The organism is Pseudoalteromonas sp. KG3 (genome assembly GCF_030436385.1).
Lineage (GTDB): Bacteria > Pseudomonadota > Gammaproteobacteria > Enterobacterales > Alteromonadaceae > Pseudoalteromonas > Pseudoalteromonas prydzensis.
In genome coordinates this window covers 3,522,530-3,546,884 of sequence record NZ_CP098523.1, presented here as the reverse complement: position 1 = coordinate 3,546,884, position 24,355 = coordinate 3,522,530, and the positions used below count along the sequence as shown (strand labels likewise).

The following is a 24,355-nucleotide window of genomic DNA, read 5'->3' as shown; positions in this document are numbered from 1 at the left end:
TTATAATTCGGCCATTTTCTCGCCAAAGGAAATTGCTTTAATGAAATATAAACAGCTGACACAAGAAGAAAGATACCAGATTTACGCGTTAATAAAAGCAGGAAATAACCAAAAGCAGATAGCTGAAGAACTAACTCGTTCACCGTCATCTATTTCTAGAGAGCTAAAACGCAATAAAGGACTTAAAGGCTATCGGCCTAACCAAGCCAATAACTTTGCTGAACAAAGACGTAAGTCATCTTTCAAAGCAAGTAAGTTAACAGAGGACGTCACTCACTGGATTAATAAATTGTTGCATGACGGACTTTCCCCTGAGCAAGTGGCAGGCCGCTTAGCTTTAGAGAAACAGGTCGTTTTACATCATGAAACAATTTATCAATATATTTACAGAGACAAGGCTCGTGGTGGCAAGCTACATAAGACACTCACTCGTGCATGTAAAAAGTATAAAAAACGCTATGGAAGCTATGATAAACGTGGACAGATAGTTAATCGAGTCAGCATTGATGAACGCCCAAGTATTGTGGATTCAAAGTCTAGGATTGGTGATTGGGAGGGCGATACAGTGATAGGTAAAGGGCGTAAAAATGCGCTTGTCACAATGGTTGAACGTAAAACGTTATATACAGTCGTTCACAGAATTGAAAGCAAGCATGCGAAAATAACAGCCGATGCGCTGATCACGTGTATGACACCATATAAAGGTAAGGTTATTACCGTGACGTTAGATAATGGAAAAGAGTTTGCTCACCATGAGCATGTTGCACAAAAATTAGAAGCTGATGTGTATTTCGCTCATCCCTATTCATCATGGGAGCGGGGCATAAATGAGAATACCAACGGCTTACTTAGACGCTTCTTCCCCAAGGGAACTGACTTTATGGCGCTAAGTGAAGCAGAGATACAGGCGGCAGTTGATAAGCTCAACCATCGGCCAAGAAAAACAAGAGGGTATAAAACCCCTCATGAATTATTTACGGGGCAATCAGAAGTTCTGGTGGCTGCATAATGATTGCACTTAATACTTGAATTCAAGGCTCTATAAAGGTATGCTCGCTTAGCGATATTTATCTCTAAGCACTTAGTTTTTAATTTAGGAGGAAGTATGAGTAATAGTAAAGTCGCTGAATTTACCGCCCCAGGCATGAATAGTGAATCTGCTGAGCAGACAATTGCCCAACTCGATAACCGCATGGTAGCGCTAATTGATTTACAACTTACCTTAAAACACATTCACTGGAATGTAGTCGGCCCTAGCTTTATTGGTGTACACGAAATGCTCGACCCGCAAGTGGCCGCAGTACAAGAAATGACCGACACTATCGCTGAGCGTATTGCCACATTAGGTGGTGTTCCTGTAGGCACACCTAAGTCGATTGTTGATCGCCGCTCTTGGGAAGATTATTCTATTGGTAAAGGGTTAGTGAAAGATCACCTCGTTGCTCTTGATAAAGTATACAATGGCGTAAATGGCGATCACCGTAAAGCTCTTGAAAAACTATCAGAGCTTGACCCTGTCTCAGAAGATATGATCATCGCGCAACTTGCTGATCTTGAGCAATTCCAGTGGTTTGTACGTGCTCACATTGAATCATCAACTGGTGAATTACAAAGTTAATAAATCGTAACCAGATCAGCAAAAGCCCAAATAACTTAGTTGTTTGGGCTTTTAATTTTTGTAGCCAAAAATAAATAAAGCAGTAAAGCTTTTAGTACCATTTTAAGCGAGTGAGTAATCACAAACAAAACAAAAGCCACATAAGCTAAATACTACAACCACCCCTTGTGTTTAAAAAATAAATAAGGTGCAAAACCAGAGAGCAACATCACCCCAATCGCAAACGGATACCCCCACGCCCACTCAAGTTCAGGCATGTGATTAAAATTCATACCGTAAACACTGGCCACCACAGTTAGCGGTAAAAATACCACGGAGGCAATCGAGAAAGTTTTAATTATTTGGTTTTGCTCAATATTAATAAAACCTTGAGTGGAATCCATGAGGAAATTAACCTTATCAAATAAAAAGGTACAGTGTGACATTAGAGTATCTATATCAAGTACAATCTCTCTTAAAGATTCGCGATCCTCACCTTGTACACCTAACTGACGTATCAAGAATGAAATATTGCGCCGAGTATCCATTAAGCATAAACGCACTTTACCATTGGCATCTTCTAATCGTGCGATACGACTGATGGCTTCCTCTAAATCAGAGCCATCTTCTTCAAGAACATAAGCACTGAGTTTCTCTAACTGATGATGCATATCTTCTAACATGTCCGCATGGTTTTCGACTTTTTGATCAAATAATGTTACCAGTAATTGTTTTGCCGTATCACACATGACCTGACCTTTTCGGGCTCTTAAACGTAATAATCGAAAGTCAGCGAGCTCATCATCACGAATAGTCAGTAAACAATTATCTTTAAGTAAACAAGCCACAGTGACGGTATTAAACCGCCCTTCATTTGGCGACATAAATAATGCATGTACATGCAAGCCTTCATTGTCAATAAAGCATCGCGATGAAGCTTCAATCTCTTGCACATCCCCTGACTCAGGAAAAGTTATATTGAGCGTTTTTGCAAGCGTGTTTCGCTCATCTTCCGTTGGATTGATTGTGTCAATCCAGTGTGCATTTCTGATTGATGCTTCAAGGGAGGTATCGGATGAAGGCTCTAACTCTTTGATCACACCCTGCTCGATAGAAAAAAATCTCAACATGCACTGCTCCTTTAATAACAAGATGAGTTGAGTATATGTAACTGATGATTAATCAACAATGACAATACACTCCTGCATCACAGTTATTATCAAGAGTAAGCAATTAGTTAACACGTAACAGCAGCTTTTGTTTTGCAGATTTTACAAAAAAGTGCATATTTTTCAGGGCATTTCAAAGCAAGCGTTCATCACCCACTTTAAAAAAACACATAAACATTTAAATATCAGCAACTTAAAAAATAATTTTTATCGGCACAGCCATTGCTTTATATAAACTAACGCATGTTCATAGACTTTATTAGACGCTGTGAACATTCCTTATAAAAGCAGGAGGAATAATGAGTAACAATAACGAAGCAAATAAAATCGCCGAATTTACTGCCCCTGGTATGAATGAAGAATCTGCAAAAAATACCATTGCCACACTTGATAACCGCATGGTCGCACTGCTCGATTTACAATTGACTCTAAAACATATTCATTGGAATGTGGTTGGCGCTAATTTTATTGGCGTGCATGAAATGCTCGACCCTCAGGTTGAGGTGATCAGAGCAATGACCGACACCATCGCTGAGCGAATCGCTACGTTGGGCGGAGTTCCCGTTGGTACTCCAAAATCGATAGTTGATCGTCGTTCGTGGCACGATTACTCACTTGGTAAGGGCTTGGTAAAAGATCACTTAGTTGCGCTTGATAAAGTATACAATGGGATTAATGGCGATCACCGAAGTGCGATTGGCAAGCTATCAGAGCTCGATCCGGTGTCTGAGGATATGCTCATTAGCCAACTTGCCGATTTAGAACAGTTTCAATGGTTTGTGCGTGCACACTTAGAATCGTCAACGGGTAAACTCAGCAGTTAATCTCGCGATTTTCTGTGCAGTTTAAGCTGACTGATTTATATTTAAAGTCAAAGATCAGGCTATTTAAAGCCTGATCTTTATTTATGACTGATCAACAACAATACCGCCACTTTTGGTTTATATTAGATCTTAAACTGACCTACCAAAGCGCCTAAGCTCTCCCCTCGACCGGCTAAGTGATGACTAACTGATGAGGTTGTTTTAATGGAACGAGTAAGCTCATTAACTATTTCTTGAATCGCAAAAACGTTACGATTAATTTCCTCAGTTACACTACTTTGCTCTGTGGCAGCTGTGGCTATTTGCGTGCTCATATCGTTAATAGTGGTAACCGAGCTGGTAACCGCTCCTAAACTTTCTGAAATAGCCCGAGATGACTCAACTGAGCGATTACAGCTTTGCTGGCTTGCTAACATTGCCTTTACCGCAGCCGTGACTAGCGTATGTAACTCATTAAGCATTTCATTAATCTCTAACGTACTCTCTTGTGTACGACTGGCTAAACTTCTCACTTCATCTGCAACCACCGCGAAGCCACGACCTTGCTCGCCTGCCCTTGCAGCTTCAATAGCGGCATTAAGGGCCAGTAAGTTAGTTTGCTCAGCAATGCCACCGATCACACTTAATACACTGTTAATTTTTTTAGATTGTTCACTTAATGAGTTAACCTGTTCAGCAGCTTGATTGATCTCACTCATTAAATTTGAAACTTCTTCTAAAGAAACATCTACACATTGTTGAGCATTGGCAACATCTTGCGTGGCTGACTGGGTGGATACCGCTACTTGCGTGGTATTTTGCGCGACCTCCTGAGATGTTGCTGACATTTCGGTGATCGCCGTTGCTACCAGCTCAGTTTCATGATTATGGTTTACTAACTGATTTTCAATTAACTGTGTTTGTGTATTGATATCATTTGATGAATCTTTTACATCACGGGTTACATCTGCCACATTGGCGATAATGCTATGTAGTTTACTAACAAACACATTAAATGAATTACCCAATTGACCAATTTCATCGTTACTATGCACCTCTAAGCGCTTAGTCAAATCACCTTCACCTTTTGCAATATCATCCAAGTTTTGCACCATATTTTGAATTGGTTTTACCATATTGTTTGCTGCAATTAAGGCAAAAAACACCGTCAACACCACCCAAAATAATGCAATTAATAACAGGGTCGTTACTTTTTCATTCATGTGTGCTTGGATTGTTGCTTGATACTTGGTTAGCTCAGCTTCAATATCATCCATGTAAGCACCCGTTCCGAGCATCCAATCTGTACCCGGAACCATCGCGGCATAACCCATTTTCTCAACTAAACCCGTTGTATTAGGCTTTTGAAAATCATAATAAAAAGCACCACCACCTTGCCTTGCTTGCTCAAGTAACCCAACGACTATTTTTTTCCCATTGGGATCAGTCATGGCTATTTTATTTTGCCCTTCAATTGCATCCCCCAACAGTGCATGGAAAATACTAACGCCTTTTGTATCATAGATAAAAAAGTAACCATCTTGACCGAAAGTGAGATCACGCAAGGCATTTTTTGCATCTTGTTTCGTCCCTTTGGCTAGTTCGTAATTAATTATTTGGCGGCCTATCTCAACCTCAGTTGCTAATAAACTTTCTTTGTCAGCAATTAATTTTGTTTTAAACGATACAAAATTTTGCTGTTGATTTTGATACTCTAAATAATATGAGCTGGCCATTAAACTAATTAACAGCAGCGTGAGCGGCAAAATAGCTAATAGCAACAGCTTGTTTTTCAGACTTAAATTACCCATTTTTCCTCGCATGTAACAATGTAAAAAACTGTAATTATACTGCCAATTACAATTAAGTATTTATTTGAAATCAAAAGCCATATTCACACATAAATAGATTCTGGGTATAAGACAAACGTATAGTAGTTGCTAAGTTGCCATAATAAGTTTGCGCTAGCATAGTAAACGCAAAAATTGGCAGCCAACAAAAACAGAATCGCACAATAATCATACAAACAACAACTATAAATGAATATTGAACGGGTTTTACCTTAATCACCATCTAGTATGAAATTGGCTTGTGGTAACAGCAACCATCTAATATCGCTCACCTTTAAACTTTTTCATCATACTTAACACTGAACCAAAAGCAGTTATAAGCCTAAGTATCTGCTATTTATTAAAAAATCCTCAGCCTGGGAGCTATACTTGTTAGTATATTAAATTTACTATCCAGATGTGCTTACTATTAACAAGGAAACGAGTGTGCTGTCGCGTTTGTATGATTTTATGCCGGGTCTGAACACGTTATTTCACTACGAACGAAAGTGGTTTGCGGATGATGTAAGAGCCGCGCTATCTGTTGCCGCTGTTGCTTTGCCAGTTGCGATCGCCTACGCACAACTGACCGGCGTAAATGCCGCCGTTGGCTTGTATTCATGCATATTACCAATGATACTTTATGCCCTGTTTGGTAGCTCGAAACAACTCATTGTTGGGCCTGATGCAGCAACCTGCGCCGTTATTGCCGCTGTAGTCACGCCTCTTGCCGCTGGCGACACTGTTAAGCATTGGCAATTGGTTGTCACTATGACCGCCATGACTGGCTTTTGGTGCTTAATTGCCAGCAAATTTAAATTAGGGGTACTGGCCGACTTCTTATCTAAACCAATCTTAATGGGCCTATTGAACGGGGTTGCCATTACTATTATTGTCGGTCAGTTTTCTAAAGTATTTGGCTTTACCTTCGATGATAAATATTTGCTCGAACGATTAGGTGGCGTACCCACCTATTTAGCACAAACCCATATCCCAACCTTATTGATGGCGTTGTTTACAGTTGCTGTTTACTTTGCCATGAAACGGCTTAAACCGACTTGGCCGGCATCCATGTTTGCTATCGCATTTGGCGCCGTACTTGTGTGGCTTTTTAATTTAAAGCAGTTTGATATCAACACTATTGGCACTGTAACCGGTGGCCTCCCAGTGTTTAATACGCCTATTTATGATATTGGTGTTATTCGTGAGCTTGTCGTACCGGCACTTAACTTAGCAATCGTAAGTTTTGTCAGTATGATGCTTACAGCACGCAGCTTTGCCGCTAAAAATGGTTATGATATCGATGCTGATAAAGAATTCAGAGCCTTAGGCATTGCAAACTTTGCCTCTGCTTTATCGCAAGGTTTTGCCGTCAGCGGCGCTGATTCGCGCACAGCAGTTAACGATGCTGCCGGTGGTAAAACACAATTAGTATCAATCATTGCGGCGGGGATCATCGCTATCATTGCTTTGTTTTTAACAGCGCCGCTTGAGTTTATCCCCAGTGCCGCATTAGGGGTTGTGCTAATAATTGCGTCAGTTCACTTATTAGACTTAAAAGCCGTATGGCAATTAAAACGTAAAGATAAACACGCCTTTTATCTTGCATTAGCAACCTTGTTTGCCGTGTTATTTATTGGCGTAATACCAGGCATTACGCTCGCGGTATTATTGGGTTTATTTCAATTTATTCGCACTGTAATGCGCCCAACAGACAATATATTAGGTGTTGATATTAACGGGGTCGTAAGAAGCCTTGATGCCACTGATAAAGCAAAAGCAGTGCAAGGAGTGTTTATCTATCGTTTTAATTCCCCGTTAACTTACTTTAATGCCGGTTACTTTAAGCGGCGATTACTAGAACAATATGCACGGCAAAAAGACGATACCCAATGCGTTATTATTGATGCTGTGCCCTGCTTCACTCATTTAGATTTAAGCGTGATGGCGATGCTCGCCGATTTAGACGTGATCTTCAAAAAGCGTAACATTAGATTAGAAATAGCAGGCAGAAAACGACAACTGCTGTCATGGTTTGAAGTTGCCGGTATGACATCCGGCAGAGAAGGTATTTATATCCATTCAGATCTGTATATTGCTTTACAGAAAAACAGCGTCAACCAGTCAAGTGCAGAAGTAAGCATATTCGAAACTGACGAAGTTAAGGATACCAGCACACACCAAGCCTAAATAAATATTAAGCCGTGTTAGCCCTTTTCTGCAACCGACTAACAATTGCTTGAATGCAGGTATCTTTATCAACAACCCATAAGCCATAGCTTATGGGTAACATTTCAATTTTTGCACGACTAAATAGTTTATAAGTATCGAGTTCAAAAAAGTCAGCCCAAGGTCCAGGGTAACCAATCAAATCTATAGCTAAATACTGACCATTATATCGACATAAAATATCAACCTCAGTGCCCGCAACAGCATAACCAGACCATGTCTCAATCTTTAGCTTCGTCAGCTCTTGGATTACATCACGTTGAAAATCATCAATATCAGATAAACGCGTATGAACGGCTGAAAACTCAGTTATCGAGCCTAAATAACGTCTTAATAAATACTGTTCAGGTAACTGTGTTTCATCAATAGATAAAAATAAATGCTGTGCTTGTCTTGCCCGCGTTATAGTCACATTAAAAACATCTGCTTTATTTAAATAGACTGCCGCACGTTTAGCATCGTTATCCACCGCAAAAGAGATCAACATTATATCGCGTTCCTCCCCCTGAAACCCAAAAGGGGTGGCGGCTCTCAGTTTGTGCCTAATTATTTCAGCTTCACTAAAGTTAGCGCCTATTTGCTTAGCGATAAAGTCTGCTTGGCTTCGAAATGGCGAAACAACACCAATACTGTGATACATCCCGCTATCTCGATCATCACTCATTTGCTGCTTAATACACGCTATTATGGCACTTGCTTCAAGCTGATTAACACCATTTTTATCCCTTTCACCATTAACGCGGTGGATAAATAAATGACCACTGCTTGTACACGGGCGATGTTGCATTACTTTTAACTTTGCTTGATAAAAATGCGCGTTACTAAAATGGATTAACTCAGGTTTACTTCTAAAATGTTCATCTAAAAAGGCTAATTGCTGATCGCTGTTGAGCGCATTTAATGTCAAATCTAAAATTGAGTTATCACGATAACTAACGACCCCTTCACTTGAGAGCGATAAGTGATTTTTAGCACGAAGCTGAGTCTCTTTAGATTTGGCTAAAAAGGAGTAATGCCGTAGTTGTTTAGTATCTCCAACCACCAACGCTCGTTTGGCACGATAAAGGGCTGGTAAACAACTGCTAATATTGCACTGCGTTGCTTCATCGATAATAACTAAATCAAACATTTGCGGCTTTAAGGGCAATACTCGATATAACGAATTTAAACTCACTAACCACACCGGAAATGCCGCTAGCAATGATGAGTATTCTATATTATCAAATAACTCAAACTGCCTTTTAGAGGTACGACTACGAATAGCCTGATTAAATGCCTGTAACGATTTACGTTGAGTGTTAACTAATGTCCGCAAATTATTATTCTTTAACGCGGTTAAATAGCGACTCGCCAACAATTCTCTGCTTGTTTGTTGATCGTTAATTTTATCTAAAGCAGACCACTGTCTTGCGAGCTGTTTAATACTGCGCTGCGCCCACTTGATGTATAAATTGCTTAACCATCGCATATCTTTATCTTCAAGCTTTTTAAGCCGTTGACCTCGTATTATTGCTTTGCGACAAAACTTATTAAAACGTTGCTCTAAGTCATCGAGTAGCGCATTGTGTTCTTTTAGTTCTGATTCAAAAATAGCTGGGGCTTTTTCCTGCTCGTCCGCTAAATACCCAGACAATAAATCAGCAATGTAGTCTTTTAATTTTTTTAAGAACGCTTTTTGCCCAGCCCGAATGGATACATCACTTAACGCAAAGTTTTCATTCAATTTATCTGCAATCACATCAAGTGCCGGATCATTATTTGCGACAATCAGTACCGACTCACCACGGGCCATGTGCTCAGCAGCAACTGCGGCAATGGTGTAGCTTTTCCCTGTCCCCGGCGGCCCTGATACACAGCCTAAATGTGCATTAGCAGCTATCGAAATAACTTTCTTTTGCGGGGCTGATAATAAGCCTGGTAAGTAGTCATACTTTAACTCTTTAGTACTTATGGACATCTCATAACCTGCAACTAACGCGTTAATTGGTGGTGAAAGCGTCGCTGAGTCGGTGATCTCTTCAAGCTCGTGCAGTACACCCCGACTACTAGCTGAGCGCTCTACAAACACCAATATTGATGCCGGTAACAAGGTTACAGTGCTACTTTTTAAGGCGGTTTTAATTTCCTCAAAATTGGCGAGTTCTGGGTAGTTTAAAAGCGTTAATAAATTTAATTCAATGGGGCTTTGTTTTAGTATTGAGGTCCAAAAATAGGGGGACTGAATATCTGCGGTGTCATCAAGCAATTCACCTTCTGGCATTAACAGTTGAGTGAGCGATTCATTAATTTCAGGTTGAGAATCGATAACCGAAAAATAATAGTCATCGTCATTGTCTTTTTCTATTACTGCTTCATTAAATAAAATCGGTGAAACAACTTGTTTAATCTCGCCTTTTATCTCAAGTTTACCGACCAAAATAAACCGTACATATAATAAAACACGCTCTCGTTGATAAACCTCAACGCGCTTCATCATTGGCTCTGCAAATTGTTGTGATATTGGTAATCGGGGTAAAAAGTCCGAGCCTAAGTCATCCCTTCCTTCAAGTACGTGGCAGTCTTGTTTTTTTAATTTACTCAAATCCCATAGGTTTAAGTCAGCACTATCTTCTTTGTAGCAATCGCGGTAATAACTAAGTACGTTTTGCTTACTCACATTTAAATTCCATTTCGATTTATGCGCTATCGTTAAGTTGTGCCAAGGGCTTTAAAAGTTAGGCCTTTTTCACAAACTTTGCCGTTACCATCATTTCGCCGACACCATCAACTTTACAATCAAGTTGGTGGTCTTTTGTGTCTTTGATCCAGCGGATCACGGCTTTGGTGCCGATTTTTATAACTTGCGAACTGCCTTTAATTTTTAAATCTTTGATAACAGTGATTTTATCGCCTTCGGCCAATAAGGTGCCATTAGCATCTTTCACTACAACAGTATCTTCATCAAGATCAGCAGAAGGGTCCCATTCATGCGAGCATTCAGGGCAAATTAAAAGATTTAAATCTTTATATACAAATTCAGATTGGCATCTGGGGCAGATGGGTAAAGACATACTTTAGCTTAAGTTAATAAAGGTGCAGTTATAGTAATTGTTAGTTATTAGTTTGTCTAATTACCTAAAAGGTAAAATAATTTATTAGATGAGCGATTGTTACTCGACAAATAAGCTATTTAAGTTAAAATACCCTTAATCGTAATAGGGATTTTATACATGAAAAATCGAGTTCCATTTGTACTTATATTTTTTTTATTATCACTAGCGATAAATCTGCAAGCGCAGCCTGATTCTCATACAAGCGTAAATATAAAAGCCCCACCAGTTAACTTAACCCAGTTTCAAATGAGTTATTTCATTGATACAAGCCAAGAAATGACTTTTGAGCAAATTCAAAAACAACCATTTATCCCTAGTAAAAATGAAATAACTTTAGGGCCAAATGCTAAAACAGCTTGGTCAAAAATCATAATTACAAATGATTCTACACAAACATTGCGTTTATTTTTACACAATTCAGATGCATACCACCTACAACGTATTGATTTTTATGAAACAAAACAAGGTAAACTATTAAACCAAACCAATATTGAGCTTGATAAGTCAGGCCATAAAGCGGATATATTTGGCGGCAGCGCTATCTTCTCATTCATGCTCGCGGCTGGTGAAAAGAAAACAATCTACTCTAAAAGTGTCACTTTTTCTCATCAATGGTACTCATTGGAATTATACGATGAAGAACATTCTAAGCGGGCCTTAGTCAGTAGCAGTAACTATACTGCATTACTTGTGGGGATGATGCTCGCATTGATGATTTATAACTTTTTCTTATATTTATCAGCTAGAAAAGTTGAAAATATCGTCTACGCCCTATATCTAATTTCAGGCACAATTTGGGTAGCACTTTCTTATGGCTTAGCTGCAAACTTTTTTGGTATCTTTAGTGCTGAAATACTTCAATTCAACTCTACTTTGTATAGTATGCCCAGCTTTTTAATCATCTTTATGATGCTCATCTTCGAAACAAAAAAGCGTCATCCAAAAGAGCATATCGCTTTATCAATAATCCTAACGATATTAGCCGCAGAGTTTATTTATAGTTTATTTGACTTAGTCAGTGCGCTAAAACCTGCTAGCAGTTTAGCTGCATTAATGATGACTATCACTTTAGGAGTATTAATATCTTTGTGGCGAAAACGCGATCCTTTGGCAAAATACTTCTTTTTAGGTCACTCGATGTTTATCCTTTTCAATATGCTAGCTGTGCTGTATTACAAAGGTTTAACTGAATCAAATCAAATAAATAGCCATGGTGTCGGAATAGGTATTTTACTTGAAGCATTAATGATGGCATTTATTTTATCTTACCGAATAAAAGCATTAGAAAGCATAAAATCTGCACAAGTAGAATTAAAAAAGCTCGCCGATACCGACCCGCTTACGAAGCTGTACAACAGGCGTTACTTTGAAAAAGCCAGCTCACAGTTAATCACCAAGAGCCAAATTGCCAATGCTGAATTATCTGTAATAATTGCTGATCTAGATTATTTCAAAGCCATAAATGATACCTATGGCCATCACATTGGTGACCAAGTCATAATTGAATTTGCAAAAATTATTACCAAGCAACAAAGACCAAATGATATTGCTTGTAGGTACGGCGGTGAAGAGTTTTTACTGCTCGTGAACTGTAACCTAGAGGCGGCAAAAAATATTGCTCAACGTATTCGTAGTGAAGCAGAAAAAACGATTTTAAAAACTCAAAAAAATGAAGAGATTCGTTTTACTGTAAGCCTTGGGGTTCATCCACTTTTTTGTGAAGATGATAATATTTTAGAAGCAATCGCATTAGCAGATCAGGCGCTTTATAACGCAAAAAATCAAGGGCGAAACTGTGTAGCCACTTTATCATAAAAGAGCAGCGGCCCTTTAAAGGTTACATTGCTCTTTTAATATTTGATTCAAGGTTAGTAATTAATGCTTTTTTATTCCATTGCGAACCAATTCTTTACCATTTTCAAACACCTCTTGGGTTACCCAACGACCCATTAATAATTTATGGTTATCATCAAGCACCGCCACAAATGGTCGGCCATTACTGTTATTCGTCGCTAGTGCTAAACCAGCTACATTTTTAAGACCAAGACCACCGCCTTCGACTAAAATTAAAAATGCTTCAAGTTCTTCAAGGGTATTTATTACATCATTATCATTAATCATGCTACTTACTCTATTACTATTCTAATGTGGGTAGAATAACAGTTTGCTAGCATCGCCTCTAGAGGTTCGCTAACTATCGTTTTAATTTGCACTTATATTAGATCAGTAGGATAGTAAGCATAGGTCGACTCATTAGCAGATAATTTTAGGACTCACATGATCAAATTAGTTTTAAGCTCAAGTTTACTTTTAATGTCTTTTTCAACAATTAGTGCCTCTTTAACAGTAGAAGAGCTGCGTATAAAAAAAGCAAACACGGCTATCCCTCAAGTCTTGAGTGCATTTTCAGATGATATCAACCAATTTGAACAGAACTGGAAAAGCCTAAAAAGCTATAAAAATGCAACGGACTTGATCCATGACTACTCAAAGCTACTTTGGCTCGATGCTAAACAACGCATCAGCAAAACCAATAATTTCGACGACCGTGAACTGTACTGGGCACGCTTGCAATCAAGTAAAGTTATTCGCTCCCATAAACCTGATTTTGCTATCACAGATGCTGAGCTAACGGCTCTTTTAACTATGTTAGAAAATGGCAGCCGCGGCAGAACTGATCTTGCTTATACAAAAAATACCGACAAAAAAATCTTACTCACTGGCTTTGACCCATTTTTACTTGATAGAAATATCAATCAGAGCAATCCATCAGGTGTTGCGGCATTATTACTTGATGGCCAAGTTATTAGCTACAAAGGAATAACTGCCGAAGTAAATACAGTGATGGTGCCTGTGCGTTATGAAGACTTTGACCAAGGTATTATTGAACAATTACTCGCGCCCTATTACGCACTAAATAATGTCGACATGATTGTCACCGTAAGCATGGGTGGTAAAGAGTTCGATTTGGAGCGTTTTCCAGGTAAACGTCGTAGTGTTACAGCGCCAGATAACGCCAATATTGTTTATGGTGGAACGGCCACAGACCCTAAAATATCGCGTTTAAATGACCATCCCCTACCTGGCAATGAATTTGTTGAGTTTAGCTTACCAGTAAAGCAAATGCAGCAGGCCAAAGGGCCATTTAAAATAAATGATAACCATAAAGTGATCACGCTAGAAAAAGCATTAGAGCCAAAATCACTCGCTGAACTAGAGGGTGCGATTGCGGTTAAAGGCGGTGGCGGTGGTTATTTGTCTAACGAAATCTCTTATCGCAGTATTCGTCTGCGTGATGAGCTTAATTCAGATATCCCAACAGGACATATTCACACTCCACGCATCGCGCAATTTGAGCCAGAAACAGAAGCAAAAATAGTTAAACAAATCCAAGCTATGTTAGAGCAAAGTTTAGTCGCACTATAAAACCGAGATTAAAAAACGGCTATTAGTAAACTAATAGCCGCTAGTAAGCCACCTACTCGGTGGCTTTTTATATTTTTTAGTAGAGTTCAAATACAGGTTTGCCGTTTTCATCGTATTTCACTGCAAATACCCGCGCATGACGATTTGGATCGTAAAGGGGATCTTTAATTATTTCTGCAAGCGGACGAGTGTCTGTTTTTGGCACTACACTTGGTTCGCCAATAGCATCTTCATAATCACGTGCATGATAAATACATAGCGGCGTTACATCGTCTTCTGCAACAGTAAAACAGTTATGCCCTGGGCCAAAAATCTTCTTATCAACATCAGTTTCAAGCACCGGCATACGTGTTTTAGTCCATGAATTACGATCAAGTAAATCATCGTTTTCATCTGCTTCCATATAACCCATACAATAACATGCGCCTGTGGCACTGGCTGAAAATGCAATAAAGATTTTGCCGTTGTGTTTTAATACCGCCGGGCCTTCGTTCACCCAAAAATCGACACGTTCCCAATCATAGTCAGGGGTTGTAAGCATAAACTGCACTGTTTTTAACTTGATTGGTGATTCCATCTCAGCTAAATACAAGTTGGATGCTGCAAATTGCCCACCGGTTTTTTCAGCCCAACAAAAATAACGCTTGCCGTTATTTTCAAAGATAGTCGCATCTAGTGAAAAATCAGTGAATGACTTATCATCACCTTCAGCCGCTTGCATCATACCAAGCTCAACCCACTCATCATTGAGCGGATCTTGACCTTTGCACTCAAGTACATACGGACGCAGAGCCCAAATATCACCTTCTTCACTAGCAGCAAAATAGATATACCATTTGCCGTCTAAGTAATGAATTTCCGGTGCCCAAATATGACGACTCATAGGACCGCTTTCGTGCTTAAACCAAATATCAACCGTTTCTGCGTCTTTTAAACCAGCTAATGTTTTTGATTTTCTCAGCTCGATACGATCATACGTAGGCACTGAACCTGTAAAATAATAAAAGCCATCGTTGTGCTTATGCACAAATGGGTCGGCACGCTGCTCTACTAGCGGACTATTTGTTTGTATTGTCATCACTCAACCTGATTGTTAATTTTAATTTGTATTATTTTATTACTTTTAGTGTAAAACACAAATATAACACTATTTTTAACAAACTGTGAATGCAATTATAACTACAACATCAACTGACAAGTGAGAAAAAAGCAAACTCTTTGGGTTTAACTACAAACTAAGATCACTAAGCGTTGCTATCAGCAGATACAACAAAAAACCATCAAATTAAATCATTTGCGATCAGGCAGTATACTCTTTCAGCTATGCTAGGCACCAAATTATAATTAACATTTGTTCACAAAATAATTTTTTAATCACCTCCGGTTTCGTACCAAATATAGATAAATTAATCATTGAATATCAATGAAATGGTATCAGCTGCTGCCAACTACTATATTGATTTAGGGAAGGTTGATATGACAGTATATTTAAAAGCCGATAACCTAACAGACCAAGAAGCACGTGTGCATTCATCATATTTAAAAGACGAAGCCCCCCTTCCAGGCCGCTCAGTTAGCCTTGGCGTAAGGGCGCGTTTTTAAAAAAAACGCTTAGCCACAAGATTAAATTAACAACAAAAATCCCCCCGCATTTACATGCGGGGGTTGTTTAATAAGTAATGTAGTTGTTTAGCTAAAAAGCTTTGAGCAACACATAACTAAACTTCGTGAAATTAAACTAATTTTGAGGGTAAGTGACTAGCAAGCAAGCGAATACTGTTAATTATTAAACAGAGTTAGCCCCAAAAGCTGAACAGCAAAAGGAGTCTACATGTAGGTTGGCAGCTATATCGTAAATTATTTGCTCCAGGTAATCTCAGCTAACTGATTGGTTGCTGTTTGATGAATAATAAGCCCATTATTCCCCATTCGCATATGCCTTATTAAGCCTGAATAAACGCCCTCTTTACTGGGTATTTGCCAACTTTGCATGGTTTCAGTTGCAAGGTCGAACCTGACTAAGGTTTCAGGGCGCTTGGCTGACTCGTTAAACCAAATTGCATTATCTGCATACTCAATAGCATACGGGTGACTATCTTCGCCACTGGGATTATCCCACTGAGTTATTTTAGCCGTTTTTGGGTTATAGCGACCTAGTTTACCCAGGCCTGAATTAACATAAAAAACCATATCATCCGGCGTTATGGCAAGTCGGCGGGTATGAGTATTCGCGCCAGGTAGTTTAATTTCGGTCAGTTTCATAGAGCTTTTATCGACCTTAATCAAACAATTACTGCCATTGCACGACACCCAAGGAGTACCGTTTGAATCAAGCTTGATACCGTAAGGCCGCGAGCCCGCGGTTGGCAAAGTAACTAATTTAATATCATCGCTGTGAGGATTGAGTTTACCAATCATATTACTGTGTTGTAGGGTAAACCAAAACGTCCCAGCATCATCAAACACACCGGTATGTGGGTCGCGGGCTTTGTTATCTGGCATTTTATAAACTTTAAACTGCTCCGTTGCTAAATCTAAGTAGCCAACGGTGCCATTTTTATTGCCTAAAAACCAAGGGGTCTGGTTTTTATCAAGTGAGACACTGTGTGCATACGTACCGCTGGGCAATGTGTACTCTTTCATATCACCCGTTTTTGGGTTTAACCTACCGAGGATATTCCCCCATTGGCCAACCCACCAGATAATACCGTTTTCACCCTGTACGGGATCCCGCGCACGTTGCCCAAGTGTGGGCACTTGCCAGTATTTAAACTGCAGCTTTATATCACCAGATACAACCTTTGACTCACGCTTAGCGTTTACCGAATAATTATTTGCCAAATACGCGCTTAACTCCTCAGTTAATTGACTATTAGCGCTGGTATCAATCATATAGCTCATTAACGTCTGCCAGTGCGCTTTACTGTAACCAGCTCTGTGCTCTATATTGTTTAGGCTATGGCAGCTAGAACAAAGCTGCTCCACTAATTGGCTAGGCTCTTTACTCATCACTGATAAAGGTGCAGTAGCTGCACCCAGCAAGATCATTGCGACTATATATCTATTGTGCTCTTTATCCATAACGCCCCCATGCTTTTATTATTTAAAGCATAGGGTATAAACAGCTATCATCAACGCGATTTTTGCATAAAAAGCGATAATAGCTGTCACTAATAACAACTTATTGCCACACCTGAACATCATTTACTACGCAAGCCTGATCATACTGTTGTCAGTTTAAAAGCTCAGTTATAATCCACCTTTAAAGCTACCTTTTTAGCCTCTAACTTGGATCACTACGATGAAAAAACTCTCTGCCGTGCAAATAAAACAACAGGCATTAGTCCTTAATGTTGCTGATAAAATAGAAGAACAAGGCCGCGCAGAAATACCCGGCATGCTGCAATGTTGGTTTGATGTGGAATACCACTTATTTCCGGGCTCACTGCTCATGTGCTTTCAGTTTGAGGATGAACAAGCGTTAGCGGCAGCAGAACCTGAGCTACTAAAATGGCAAAAACGTTTAAGTGGTGCAATGCTTAAAAAAGGCGTGATTTTAAAAGACATGCGCAAACATTTGGTATTTACCCTCAAAGGGCCCGATGATTAAAATGTAACAAATAAACAGTTATGGGAGAGTAAGCTCTAATGTACGACAACGCTCGCGAATGCGTTTGATAATAACATCGTATATGTGATCAGGGAGCTGTGTGCGAAAGCCACCATCAATAACCTTAAGCACTTTAACTTTCAGCGCTTGTAACTGTTTTTCTACCATAGATTTAGGCAGACCAATATTAACACCAAGTTGAACGAAATCCTCTTTAGTATAAAAGCCAAAGATATTATACGCGTCGCTAAAATCGCCTTCTTCCCCTTCTTCAATAGCAAGAACGCCAAAAGACATAAAACACGCTCTATCGAATACTGGATAAGGTGCCAAACTCAACATATCATACATGGGCGTAACTAAGTCCATAATGTTATTGTTTTTATTTGGCTTTCTTTGCATTGAAAAGTTCTTTAAATGCAAATCGTTGTTACCGACTATATGGCTAAATACAACGTGTAAAAACAGTTTTAGCGTAACGGCTTTGCTATTACCTGCGCAACGAGTCAACTTAATTAGCACGTTCTCGTAACTCAACGCATCGCTATCTTTGTGCTTTGGATGAACTTGGCACAACGATGCCCCATCTTCAATTAAGTAGCGCTGCTGCTTGTCGATTACATCAAAGCGTTTAGTTATATAAGCAAGCTCCCCAGACTCAAATGGAATGAGTCCGCAGTCAGCTACATCAAAGCCTATTTTTTTAGCCAATTGCATAATAAAAAATTCGTTTTCTGGTAAAAAAGGCGCAGCTTCAGGTGCTGGTTTAACAATGTATTGTCCACCTGATACTGTAGGTATAAGCTTATTACCTTCTAATTTCATAAGTAACTTACGCTGTACACCTGATATCGACTGCCCATTAGCATGATCAACTGCATAGTCATTAAAATTAGCGGGTGAGCCAACAATAGTTACTTCCCGCTGATTAAGCGTTTTAGAATCAGGAATGGGAACGTCTATCGACTGACGATCCGTTAAGTTTGATACTTTACCTGCAACAATAGCAACAGCACCAATTAACTCCTTGCCATTAGCGCACAGCAAACCAAATTCATCATTTTTATCTAGCCTAGATTTATCTGCTTGATGTTGACGCAGCCATCCCTCAGATAACAAATTAGTAAAAAATGGAGGAAGAATATCAAAGTAAAACGGCTCACTTCTTAGTGGAAAGTGATGCCCAATTGGCGCACCTTTTGTTAAATAATTTTCGTCATAAATAAAAGTGTACTCTTCTTTACCGGACAGACTTTCATCCCTATATTCAATCAGATCACCCGCTCTGATATTATTTATAAATACCGTTGCTCTGCGGTTAATTTCCATTACATCGTCCTACCAGTAATTGGTAATCCCCTAACACACTAAGGATAGACTCAATAGTTGAGCGCTTAGCTGAACCAGGACTGCTATATGCTTTATAGAGAGTCGCTTTGCTGATTGCGGCAAGTTCGCAAAAGATATCTACCGTGATGCTATTATCTTTACAATATTGATTAACGCGCGCTTTAATTTCAGACAAAGGAAAAGCTTCATCTAAGTTGGCATATGAAGACTCTAATCGTTCAACTTCTTGCAAAAGCATTAAAAGCTGTTGCTTTAGAGCGTATAAATTACTCACTATCTTCTAACCTTAAATTAATAGTTCATAAAAAAGAACTTAAACAAAATTAAGTTTACTATAGTGAACAAAAAAGCAATTATCAACAAAAAAGTACAACAAAGTAAACTTAAAAAACAGGAAAGTACACTAAACAAAACTAAACATACTTTACCAATGTTAAAGTACGCAAATTAAAACTTAACCCCAGCAAAGTTCATTAAAATAAACTAAGAATAATAAATCAAGACTTTAAACCTGTACAAAGCACAGCCAGTTAAATGCCTTCAAGACCTTGTTGATTCACATGCTTAATTAACTCAGGGAAGAATGCTAAAAAAATAGCATCTAATTCAGTGTAATGACGAGTAATATCTTCCGCAGCGCCAGTAAAGGTGTTAGTAAAACGAATCCGCGCAGCAATATTATCAAGCGCCAATCCTACCCCTTCAACAGTTTCGTACTCTTTAAACCAATCGTTTTCTGTCATGCTGGTAACTACACGCTGCATTCGCGCTGGCATAACAGGTATACGTTTACCCAAAAGCCCATAACTGGTTTGCTTAAAATCAGTGAGTGGTTGATGATTAAAGGTGTGCCAATGCTTAATTAAGAAGTGATCAAATAGCACATCAACCGCCACCCCAGCAAAACGCTTCCGCTGTGATGAAAAATACTGTTTAGCCTCTTTTACGAGTAAGTGTGAATCCGTAAACTTGTCGACTAAGTAATGATTATCTAGCGCATTTTTAACGGTTGCGGGGATCTGTGTTAACTGCCGTTGGCCACCAAAATCTCCCAGTAAATTCCCAAAATGTGAGTCGGCAGTGGGTTTTGCTAAATAAAGATGAGCTAAATAATTCAAAGTATTCCTTGCTGCGGTTAATGCAAATAAAATCATAACGCAACTTTAGGCGAAATACTTAGAAAATAATCCTCGAATACCGACACTAATCTTGAGTTTAATTTTTTCCTGATGCCTATGTAACGTTTAAGCAAATATAAGGCATAACCTCGAAACCTATTTTAGCGAGATGGGGATGCTGCCACAGTATTTGATAAATCGATATTTGGATCAGTGATGCGGGCAAAAATAAGCCCGAGTTTATCGCGCGGAAATCGATTGCTAAGTTGTTGATACTGCCCTGCTATCAGCTGTTTATTTTTAAACTCTGCGACCACAAACGAGAATACGTAATAGCCCTCTTGACCCATTCGTAAATCACTCATAATCACTTTTTCGTCTTGTTGATACACGCCATAAAGCCCCTTAGTGAAGTTTTGCAGTAAAGTTATCTGCTTTGCACCACCAAGCTTCTCTAGCAGCGCGTTTTCGCTGGGGTAAAATTGCATATCAACGTTTGTAACGTCATCAAACACAGAGGCATAAATCTCATAATGCCCTTGATCGGTCACGGCTACCGCTCGCCAAAGCATGGTGTTAAAAGGGGTCGGCATACTTTCAAAGTGTTTAAATGTAATGTTCTGGTTATTTAGCGCCTGATGAATCTTCTCGCTGATATGCCATTTTGCCGCCAAGCCCCACGTTAAATAAAGCGAACTGATAATTAACGCGCAGGTATTTATGCGTTGGGCTTGACTCTTAGCACGCACAAAACAAAGCCCAATACACGAGACTATAAGTGGCAGAGTGTACGTGGGGTCAATTATAAATATACTCGAAATACCGAACGGGTATGTCGAAAGCGGCCACAGTAACTGTGTGCCATAAACAGTAAAACTATCAAGTAAGGCGTGGGTACTCAAAATCAAAAATATAGCAATACACCAGCGCGTTAACGACACCCCTTTAGCCCAATTCATTTTAAGTAAAAGCCATGCAAACAAAGGGCTAATTAATAGTTGCACAAGAATAGAATGGCTAAAGCTACGGTGCTGAACAAAGTTCTCAACATTGCCACCAAAATTAATCAGCACATCTAAGTCAGGTAACGTACCAAACGCCGCGCCAACCAATAGCGATTTTCGGCCAAGCTTATTGCCTAATATTGAATAAGCAACGGCACTACCAAGCACAACCTGTGTGAGTGAATCCAATGAAAACCCCTTTGAAACTATGTAAGTACTAGCTAGATAGTACGGCCTCAATGTAACAGTCGATCGCTATGAGTGTTTAGTTTAGAACAAATTAGCAACTCAACATCAAGCTAAGTTTACCTACCCAATTACAATTGTATTTTACTAATTCAGTAAAGAGTCAGGCCTGATTTGCTATCACTGTTGCTGCATTTCTTCGCTATTGCATGAGTCATCCAACGCCTTGCCTAGCCTAGCTTTCAATTTAAATGCCACGTTTAATCCAGCGGATAGAGGCCACAATCACGTTATGACAACGACTTTTCTAAGTAAATCACAACAAGTCGCACTGCAACAAGCGCTTATCAGCAGTAAGCTGCTAAATAGTTACACAATAAATAGTGATAACACGCCCTCATCTGAGCAACAAGCATATAGCCATATCGCCGTCACGCTTTACCGCTTTAATTTACAAAAAATAAAATGGTCATCTTTTTTAAAAACAGCAATCAGCACAGCAACCGACGTATGCCAATGGATATCAAGCGAACTTGTCAGGTGCCAACAAGATTACCAAGCCCAACCTAATGACGCTTTAATGATTGAACAACATGCATTTTTTAGTGGTGTTTTTAGCGAAGAGCTCGCTTATATTGATGCCCTACTCGGGACTGAGGCGCAAGAAAATTAGTTTTTAGGGTCAGACAAAGTGCAACACTGACCCCATAAATTATCGCCACAGAATATTATTGCCCTTGGGCAAACTTTAACATTCGCGTTTGGTCTGTGAGCTCTATATCCATCAGCTCAAATGGCGCTTTGGCTGCTTTTGTTACAGAAAATGGCATCATAAATTGGTCTTGATTATCTATCTGCTTGGCAACTTCTACCGTAGCCAATTTTACCCGCTGTCCTTTAGTGCCCTTTCCAGTCAGTGTTGCGCGAATAGCGTAGCGGCCATAGTCAGTCACTTGTACCGGTACCTGTGCTTGGTATTGGTTGTTTCCTAAATACGCAATTTTGGCATTATCCATAGTGATGGTTTGCGAACTATGCACAAAAGGCATTTTTATAGAGCGCTTTACAATCTGCCCATTTATTTTCGTTTTAACATTTGCCTCAAGTTCATAATACCCTTTCGCTGCACCTATGGTTTCGAGCGGGTAAGTAAATACCGCCTCACCGTTTTCATAGCCTACATCGAGTTGCTCGCCATCAGGTGCCAATAACGTTAGTTGAACATCGTTATCTTTAAAGCGCTTTTGCCCCATGCTGAGCTGCATGGCCAAGCGTTGTTGGTGCTGTTTTAATTTAAACTGGCTTTTAGCATGCAAGGCATTACGCGAGCCTTTTTCAATGACGTGCACTAAATAGGTGTCATTGTCATTAAGAGCCTGGCTTGTTTTTAAAATCGCCCTACCGTTAATTTGGCCTAACTTAAGCCCAACACTACCATCACTAAATCCCGCATTTTGCATTTGCTCACGCGCCGCTATGGCCTGCATTGGCAGCTGTTTAAAATTCGTATCGCGCACCGATAACTTATCTAATTGTAAACCATGAGGCTTAAACACTTCACCGCTGTCAAAGCGCGCTTTCGGCGCGATACGAATAAAGTTATCAGCTTGATTAACAAATACTGGCACGCCGCGTTTTAACTCTTTTCCTGAAACATGTTGCCAATATTCTACACTGTCTTTTTCAAGTGTTTGCAGCTGCGAAACTGACGCAGACTGCACCTCGGGAAATTGATACACCGTTTGCTCATTCGCATTCGCCGCTGTGCTTACAAGCATCATCGCAGCAGCTATTTGGGTTAATTTTTTAATCATTGTTTGGCTCCTAAATTCGATTTTTAAGCATGTCTGGCAGACCAAAGCAGTTACGGCGACTTTGCTGGTGGCTTAAAGGTTCACTACCTTCAGTTCGTGATTTATCTGTAAACCACACCACACCTGCTAACGATTGAGAGCTGCAATTTAAAAAGCCATCTGAACAGCTGTTTAACCAATTTTGCGTGACTTCAAGTGCCACTTGATTTTGATATCCGCCGCAGTAGCTATCGTTGTCCCAAACGGCTGATTCAACGTCACTACCTACAACGGTTTCAAAAAGAGAGGGTAAACTTGGCCGATTCGGTGTGCCGTTGAGCCACTGCGCATTATACGATGCCATCCAAGACACCTGCTGCTGTTTCACCGCATCACTACCATAGCCAAGTAACCAGCCCAAGCTTTGCTCAAAGGAATTCCCAGCAACCACCGCATCAGCAAGCGGCGTACCACCACTAGAAGGAGCCAGTGCAATTGTGCGCGTCACTTTATTAATAATATTAGGAAAACGGCCATCCCATGTTGGGTTAGACAAAATCCAACGCACAACATTGCCGCCGTTAGAAGGCGTGATCAGTGTTAACTCAGTAATATTTTTATTGTTGATAAATGTAGTGAGTTGATCAGCTAAGCAACCAACAGCGCCGTCAGCCCACATGTATTGCTCAAAATCACAATTAATAACCGTGTAGTTATTGGTATTAGGTAATCCCTGGCGCACAGTATCGACAAAACTGCCCGTCCAATAATCATTATATGCATCACTTTGCTCGCCAGTACCGTGTACAAAAGCGACTCCTTGCGCAGCAAAAGCGCCTTGACTCAAGCCCGCCGCCAGCGCTAAAGCCGGCATCAATCATTGTGGATGGCAAGCTGACTTTCACGTTACCGATAGCAAGAATGATCGGCTGTTGCTGTTCAGTGGGGTCAACGTGTTTAGTGACTTTTGCGCGAACAAAACTACCAGATGCAGCAGTAAGCTTACTTCGTGCCGCATAAAAGCTTGTTTTTGATAAGGCATGTTGCAGGCAAAACTCAGTAATAGTTAAATCACTGGCTTGTTGTTCTTCGATAATACTGCGCCACTGTTCAAGGCTACGCATTTTTCTCATGACTATCTCCTAATTG

The 24,355-nt window shown here is 39.8% G+C and carries 23 protein-coding genes; 9 read left to right on the top strand and 14 right to left on the bottom strand.

Going from position 1 to position 24,355, the window contains the following annotated elements; genetic code table 11:
• Positions 1–40 precede the first annotated feature (40 nt).
• Both NDQ71_RS16635 and dps (NDQ71_RS16630) read left to right on the top strand, forming a co-directional pair.
• Positions 41–1,009 carry an IS30 family transposase gene (locus NDQ71_RS16635; protein WP_086959932.1) on the top strand — a complete coding sequence of 323 codons (969 nt, stop codon included), beginning with the start codon at positions 41–43 and terminating at the stop codon, positions 1,007–1,009.
• A 96-nt stretch (positions 1,010–1,105) separates the two neighbouring features.
• Positions 1,106–1,618, top strand: a complete 513-nt coding sequence (dps, locus tag NDQ71_RS16630) for a DNA starvation/stationary phase protection protein Dps (protein ID WP_192542686.1) — start codon at positions 1,106–1,108, stop codon at positions 1,616–1,618.
• A gap of 152 nt (positions 1,619–1,770) precedes the next feature.
• Here dps (NDQ71_RS16630) and corA read toward each other — a convergent pair whose 3' ends face one another.
• A complete protein-coding gene (gene corA, locus NDQ71_RS16625) occupies positions 1,771–2,727 on the bottom strand; it encodes a magnesium/cobalt transporter CorA (RefSeq protein WP_301561873.1) in 957 nt (318 codons plus the stop codon).
• 338 nt (positions 2,728–3,065) lie between these two features.
• Between corA and dps (NDQ71_RS16620) the strand changes: the two genes are divergently transcribed.
• Positions 3,066–3,590, top strand: coding sequence for a DNA starvation/stationary phase protection protein Dps (dps, locus tag NDQ71_RS16620; protein ID WP_192542688.1), 525 nt, complete (start codon positions 3,066–3,068; stop codon positions 3,588–3,590).
• Positions 3,591–3,712: 122 nt separating this feature from the next.
• Here the strand turns inward: dps (NDQ71_RS16620) and NDQ71_RS16615 are convergent, their stop codons facing one another.
• The gene (locus NDQ71_RS16615) at positions 3,713–5,380 is read right to left on the bottom strand and encodes a methyl-accepting chemotaxis protein (RefSeq protein WP_192542689.1); all 1,668 of its coding nucleotides are present in this window, start codon (positions 5,378–5,380) and stop codon (positions 3,713–3,715) included.
• A 465-nt stretch (positions 5,381–5,845) separates the two neighbouring features.
• On the opposite strand from NDQ71_RS16615, the gene NDQ71_RS16610 reads away from it, so the two are divergent.
• Positions 5,846–7,588 (top strand): SulP family inorganic anion transporter, encoded by a 1,743-nt coding sequence (locus tag NDQ71_RS16610; RefSeq protein ID WP_192542690.1) that lies wholly within the window; start codon positions 5,846–5,848, stop codon positions 7,586–7,588.
• Between the two features lie 7 nt (positions 7,589–7,595).
• On the opposite strand, the gene NDQ71_RS16605 is transcribed toward NDQ71_RS16610, so the two are convergent.
• Together NDQ71_RS16605 and NDQ71_RS16600 are read right to left on the bottom strand one after the other, a co-directional pair.
• On the bottom strand, positions 7,596–10,283 hold the full coding sequence (locus NDQ71_RS16605; protein WP_301561872.1) for a DEAD/DEAH box helicase: 2,688 nt from the start codon (positions 10,281–10,283) through the stop codon (positions 7,596–7,598).
• Positions 10,284–10,341: 58 nt separating this feature from the next.
• Complete coding sequence (locus NDQ71_RS16600) at positions 10,342–10,677, bottom strand: zinc ribbon domain-containing protein YjdM (RefSeq protein ID WP_192542691.1); 336 nt, start codon at positions 10,675–10,677, stop codon at positions 10,342–10,344.
• A gap of 159 nt (positions 10,678–10,836) precedes the next feature.
• Here NDQ71_RS16600 and NDQ71_RS16595 point away from each other — a divergent pair, with 159 nt between their 5' ends.
• On the top strand, positions 10,837–12,534 hold the full coding sequence (locus NDQ71_RS16595; RefSeq protein WP_192542692.1) for a diguanylate cyclase: 1,698 nt from the start codon (positions 10,837–10,839) through the stop codon (positions 12,532–12,534).
• A gap of 60 nt (positions 12,535–12,594) precedes the next feature.
• Here the strand turns inward: NDQ71_RS16595 and NDQ71_RS16590 are convergent, their stop codons facing one another.
• Entirely contained in the window at positions 12,595–12,840 is a 246-nt protein-coding gene (locus NDQ71_RS16590) for a hypothetical protein (RefSeq protein WP_192542693.1), read from the bottom strand.
• A 156-nt stretch (positions 12,841–12,996) separates the two neighbouring features.
• On the opposite strand from NDQ71_RS16590, the gene NDQ71_RS16585 reads away from it, so the two are divergent.
• On the top strand, positions 12,997–14,145 hold the full coding sequence (locus NDQ71_RS16585; protein WP_192542694.1) for a hypothetical protein: 1,149 nt from the start codon (positions 12,997–12,999) through the stop codon (positions 14,143–14,145).
• A gap of 76 nt (positions 14,146–14,221) precedes the next feature.
• On the opposite strand, the gene NDQ71_RS16580 is transcribed toward NDQ71_RS16585, so the two are convergent.
• Positions 14,222–15,223, bottom strand: a complete 1,002-nt coding sequence (locus tag NDQ71_RS16580; RefSeq protein WP_192542695.1) for a family 43 glycosylhydrolase — start codon at positions 15,221–15,223, stop codon at positions 14,222–14,224.
• A 398-nt stretch (positions 15,224–15,621) separates the two neighbouring features.
• Here NDQ71_RS16580 and NDQ71_RS16575 point away from each other — a divergent pair, with 398 nt between their 5' ends.
• On the top strand, positions 15,622–15,747 hold the full coding sequence (locus tag NDQ71_RS16575) for a hypothetical protein (RefSeq protein ID WP_318782673.1): 126 nt from the start codon (positions 15,622–15,624) through the stop codon (positions 15,745–15,747).
• Positions 15,748–16,002: 255 nt separating this feature from the next.
• Here the strand turns inward: NDQ71_RS16575 and NDQ71_RS16570 are convergent, their stop codons facing one another.
• Positions 16,003–17,226 carry a cytochrome C gene (locus tag NDQ71_RS16570; RefSeq protein ID WP_192542696.1) on the bottom strand — a complete coding sequence of 408 codons (1,224 nt, stop codon included), beginning with the start codon at positions 17,224–17,226 and terminating at the stop codon, positions 16,003–16,005.
• Between the two features lie 220 nt (positions 17,227–17,446).
• Between NDQ71_RS16570 and NDQ71_RS16565 the strand changes: the two genes are divergently transcribed.
• Positions 17,447–17,755: a hypothetical protein gene (locus tag NDQ71_RS16565; protein ID WP_064665715.1), complete on the top strand. Its 309-nt coding sequence runs from the start codon at positions 17,447–17,449 to the stop codon at positions 17,753–17,755.
• 18 nt (positions 17,756–17,773) lie between these two features.
• Here the strand turns inward: NDQ71_RS16565 and NDQ71_RS16560 are convergent, their stop codons facing one another.
• The 4 genes from NDQ71_RS16560 to NDQ71_RS16545 form a co-directional block, all read right to left on the bottom strand.
• Positions 17,774–19,084, bottom strand: a complete 1,311-nt coding sequence (locus NDQ71_RS16560) for a type II toxin-antitoxin system HipA family toxin (protein ID WP_192542697.1) — start codon at positions 19,082–19,084, stop codon at positions 17,774–17,776.
• The gene (locus NDQ71_RS16555) at positions 19,074–19,379 is read right to left on the bottom strand and encodes a hypothetical protein (protein ID WP_064665713.1); all 306 of its coding nucleotides are present in this window, start codon (positions 19,377–19,379) and stop codon (positions 19,074–19,076) included. The genes NDQ71_RS16560 and NDQ71_RS16555 overlap by 11 nt, the downstream gene beginning before the upstream one ends.
• Positions 19,380–19,635: 256 nt before the next feature.
• Positions 19,636–20,223, bottom strand: a complete 588-nt coding sequence (locus NDQ71_RS16550) for an ACP phosphodiesterase (protein ID WP_064665925.1) — start codon at positions 20,221–20,223, stop codon at positions 19,636–19,638.
• Positions 20,224–20,384: 161 nt separating this feature from the next.
• Entirely contained in the window at positions 20,385–21,416 is a 1,032-nt protein-coding gene (locus NDQ71_RS16545; RefSeq protein WP_192542698.1) for a metal-dependent hydrolase, read from the bottom strand.
• Positions 21,417–21,705: 289 nt separating this feature from the next.
• Between NDQ71_RS16545 and NDQ71_RS16540 the strand changes: the two genes are divergently transcribed.
• On the top strand, positions 21,706–22,086 hold the full coding sequence (locus NDQ71_RS16540; RefSeq protein ID WP_064665711.1) for a hypothetical protein: 381 nt from the start codon (positions 21,706–21,708) through the stop codon (positions 22,084–22,086).
• A 55-nt stretch (positions 22,087–22,141) separates the two neighbouring features.
• On the opposite strand, the gene NDQ71_RS16535 is transcribed toward NDQ71_RS16540, so the two are convergent.
• From NDQ71_RS16535 to NDQ71_RS16525, 3 genes are read right to left on the bottom strand one after another with little or no spacing between them, the layout of a single operon-like run.
• On the bottom strand, positions 22,142–23,227 hold the full coding sequence (locus NDQ71_RS16535; RefSeq protein WP_301561871.1) for a DUF4785 domain-containing protein: 1,086 nt from the start codon (positions 23,225–23,227) through the stop codon (positions 22,142–22,144).
• Positions 23,228–23,237: 10 nt separating this feature from the next.
• Positions 23,238–24,080, bottom strand: a complete 843-nt coding sequence (locus tag NDQ71_RS16530; RefSeq protein WP_301561870.1) for a hypothetical protein — start codon at positions 24,078–24,080, stop codon at positions 23,238–23,240.
• Positions 23,989–24,339 (bottom strand): IS66 family insertion sequence element accessory protein TnpB, encoded by a 351-nt coding sequence (locus NDQ71_RS16525; protein ID WP_301561869.1) that lies wholly within the window; start codon positions 24,337–24,339, stop codon positions 23,989–23,991. The genes NDQ71_RS16530 and NDQ71_RS16525 overlap by 92 nt, the downstream gene beginning before the upstream one ends.
• Positions 24,340–24,355: the final 16 nt, after the last annotated feature.

Bases quoted from the DNA above. Each gene is read 5' to 3' on its own strand.
- dps (WP_192542686.1), top strand. From the start codon at position 1,106: ATGAGTAATAGTAAAGTCGCTGAATTTACCGCCCCAGGCATGAATAGT.
- dps (WP_192542688.1), top strand. From the start codon at position 3,066: ATGAGTAACAATAACGAAGCAAATAAAATCGCCGAATTTACTGCCCCT.
- NDQ71_RS16580 (WP_192542695.1), bottom strand. From the start codon at position 15,223: ATGACAATACAAACAAATAGTCCGCTAGTAGAGCAGCGTGCCGACCCA.
- NDQ71_RS16635 (WP_086959932.1), top strand. From the start codon at position 41: ATGAAATATAAACAGCTGACACAAGAAGAAAGATACCAGATTTACGCG.
- corA (WP_301561873.1), bottom strand. From the start codon at position 2,727: ATGTTGAGATTTTTTTCTATCGAGCAGGGTGTGATCAAAGAGTTAGAG.
- NDQ71_RS16585 (WP_192542694.1), top strand. From the start codon at position 12,997: ATGATCAAATTAGTTTTAAGCTCAAGTTTACTTTTAATGTCTTTTTCA.
- NDQ71_RS16540 (WP_064665711.1), top strand. From the start codon at position 21,706: ATGACAACGACTTTTCTAAGTAAATCACAACAAGTCGCACTGCAACAA.
- NDQ71_RS16535 (WP_301561871.1), bottom strand. From the start codon at position 23,227: ATGATTAAAAAATTAACCCAAATAGCTGCTGCGATGATGCTTGTAAGC.
- NDQ71_RS16590 (WP_192542693.1), bottom strand. From the start codon at position 12,840: ATGATTAATGATAATGATGTAATAAATACCCTTGAAGAACTTGAAGCA.
- NDQ71_RS16525 (WP_301561869.1), bottom strand. From the start codon at position 24,339: ATGAGAAAAATGCGTAGCCTTGAACAGTGGCGCAGTATTATCGAAGAA.
- NDQ71_RS16565 (WP_064665715.1), top strand. From the start codon at position 17,447: ATGAAAAAACTCTCTGCCGTGCAAATAAAACAACAGGCATTAGTCCTT.
- NDQ71_RS16530 (WP_301561870.1), bottom strand. From the start codon at position 24,080: ATGCCGGCTTTAGCGCTGGCGGCGGGCTTGAGTCAAGGCGCTTTTGCT.
- NDQ71_RS16615 (WP_192542689.1), bottom strand. From the start codon at position 5,380: ATGGGTAATTTAAGTCTGAAAAACAAGCTGTTGCTATTAGCTATTTTG.
- NDQ71_RS16570 (WP_192542696.1), bottom strand. From the start codon at position 17,226: ATGGATAAAGAGCACAATAGATATATAGTCGCAATGATCTTGCTGGGT.
- NDQ71_RS16575 (WP_318782673.1), top strand. From the start codon at position 15,622: ATGACAGTATATTTAAAAGCCGATAACCTAACAGACCAAGAAGCACGT.
- NDQ71_RS16595 (WP_192542692.1), top strand. From the start codon at position 10,837: ATGAAAAATCGAGTTCCATTTGTACTTATATTTTTTTTATTATCACTA.
- NDQ71_RS16600 (WP_192542691.1), bottom strand. From the start codon at position 10,677: ATGTCTTTACCCATCTGCCCCAGATGCCAATCTGAATTTGTATATAAA.
- NDQ71_RS16560 (WP_192542697.1), bottom strand. From the start codon at position 19,084: ATGGAAATTAACCGCAGAGCAACGGTATTTATAAATAATATCAGAGCG.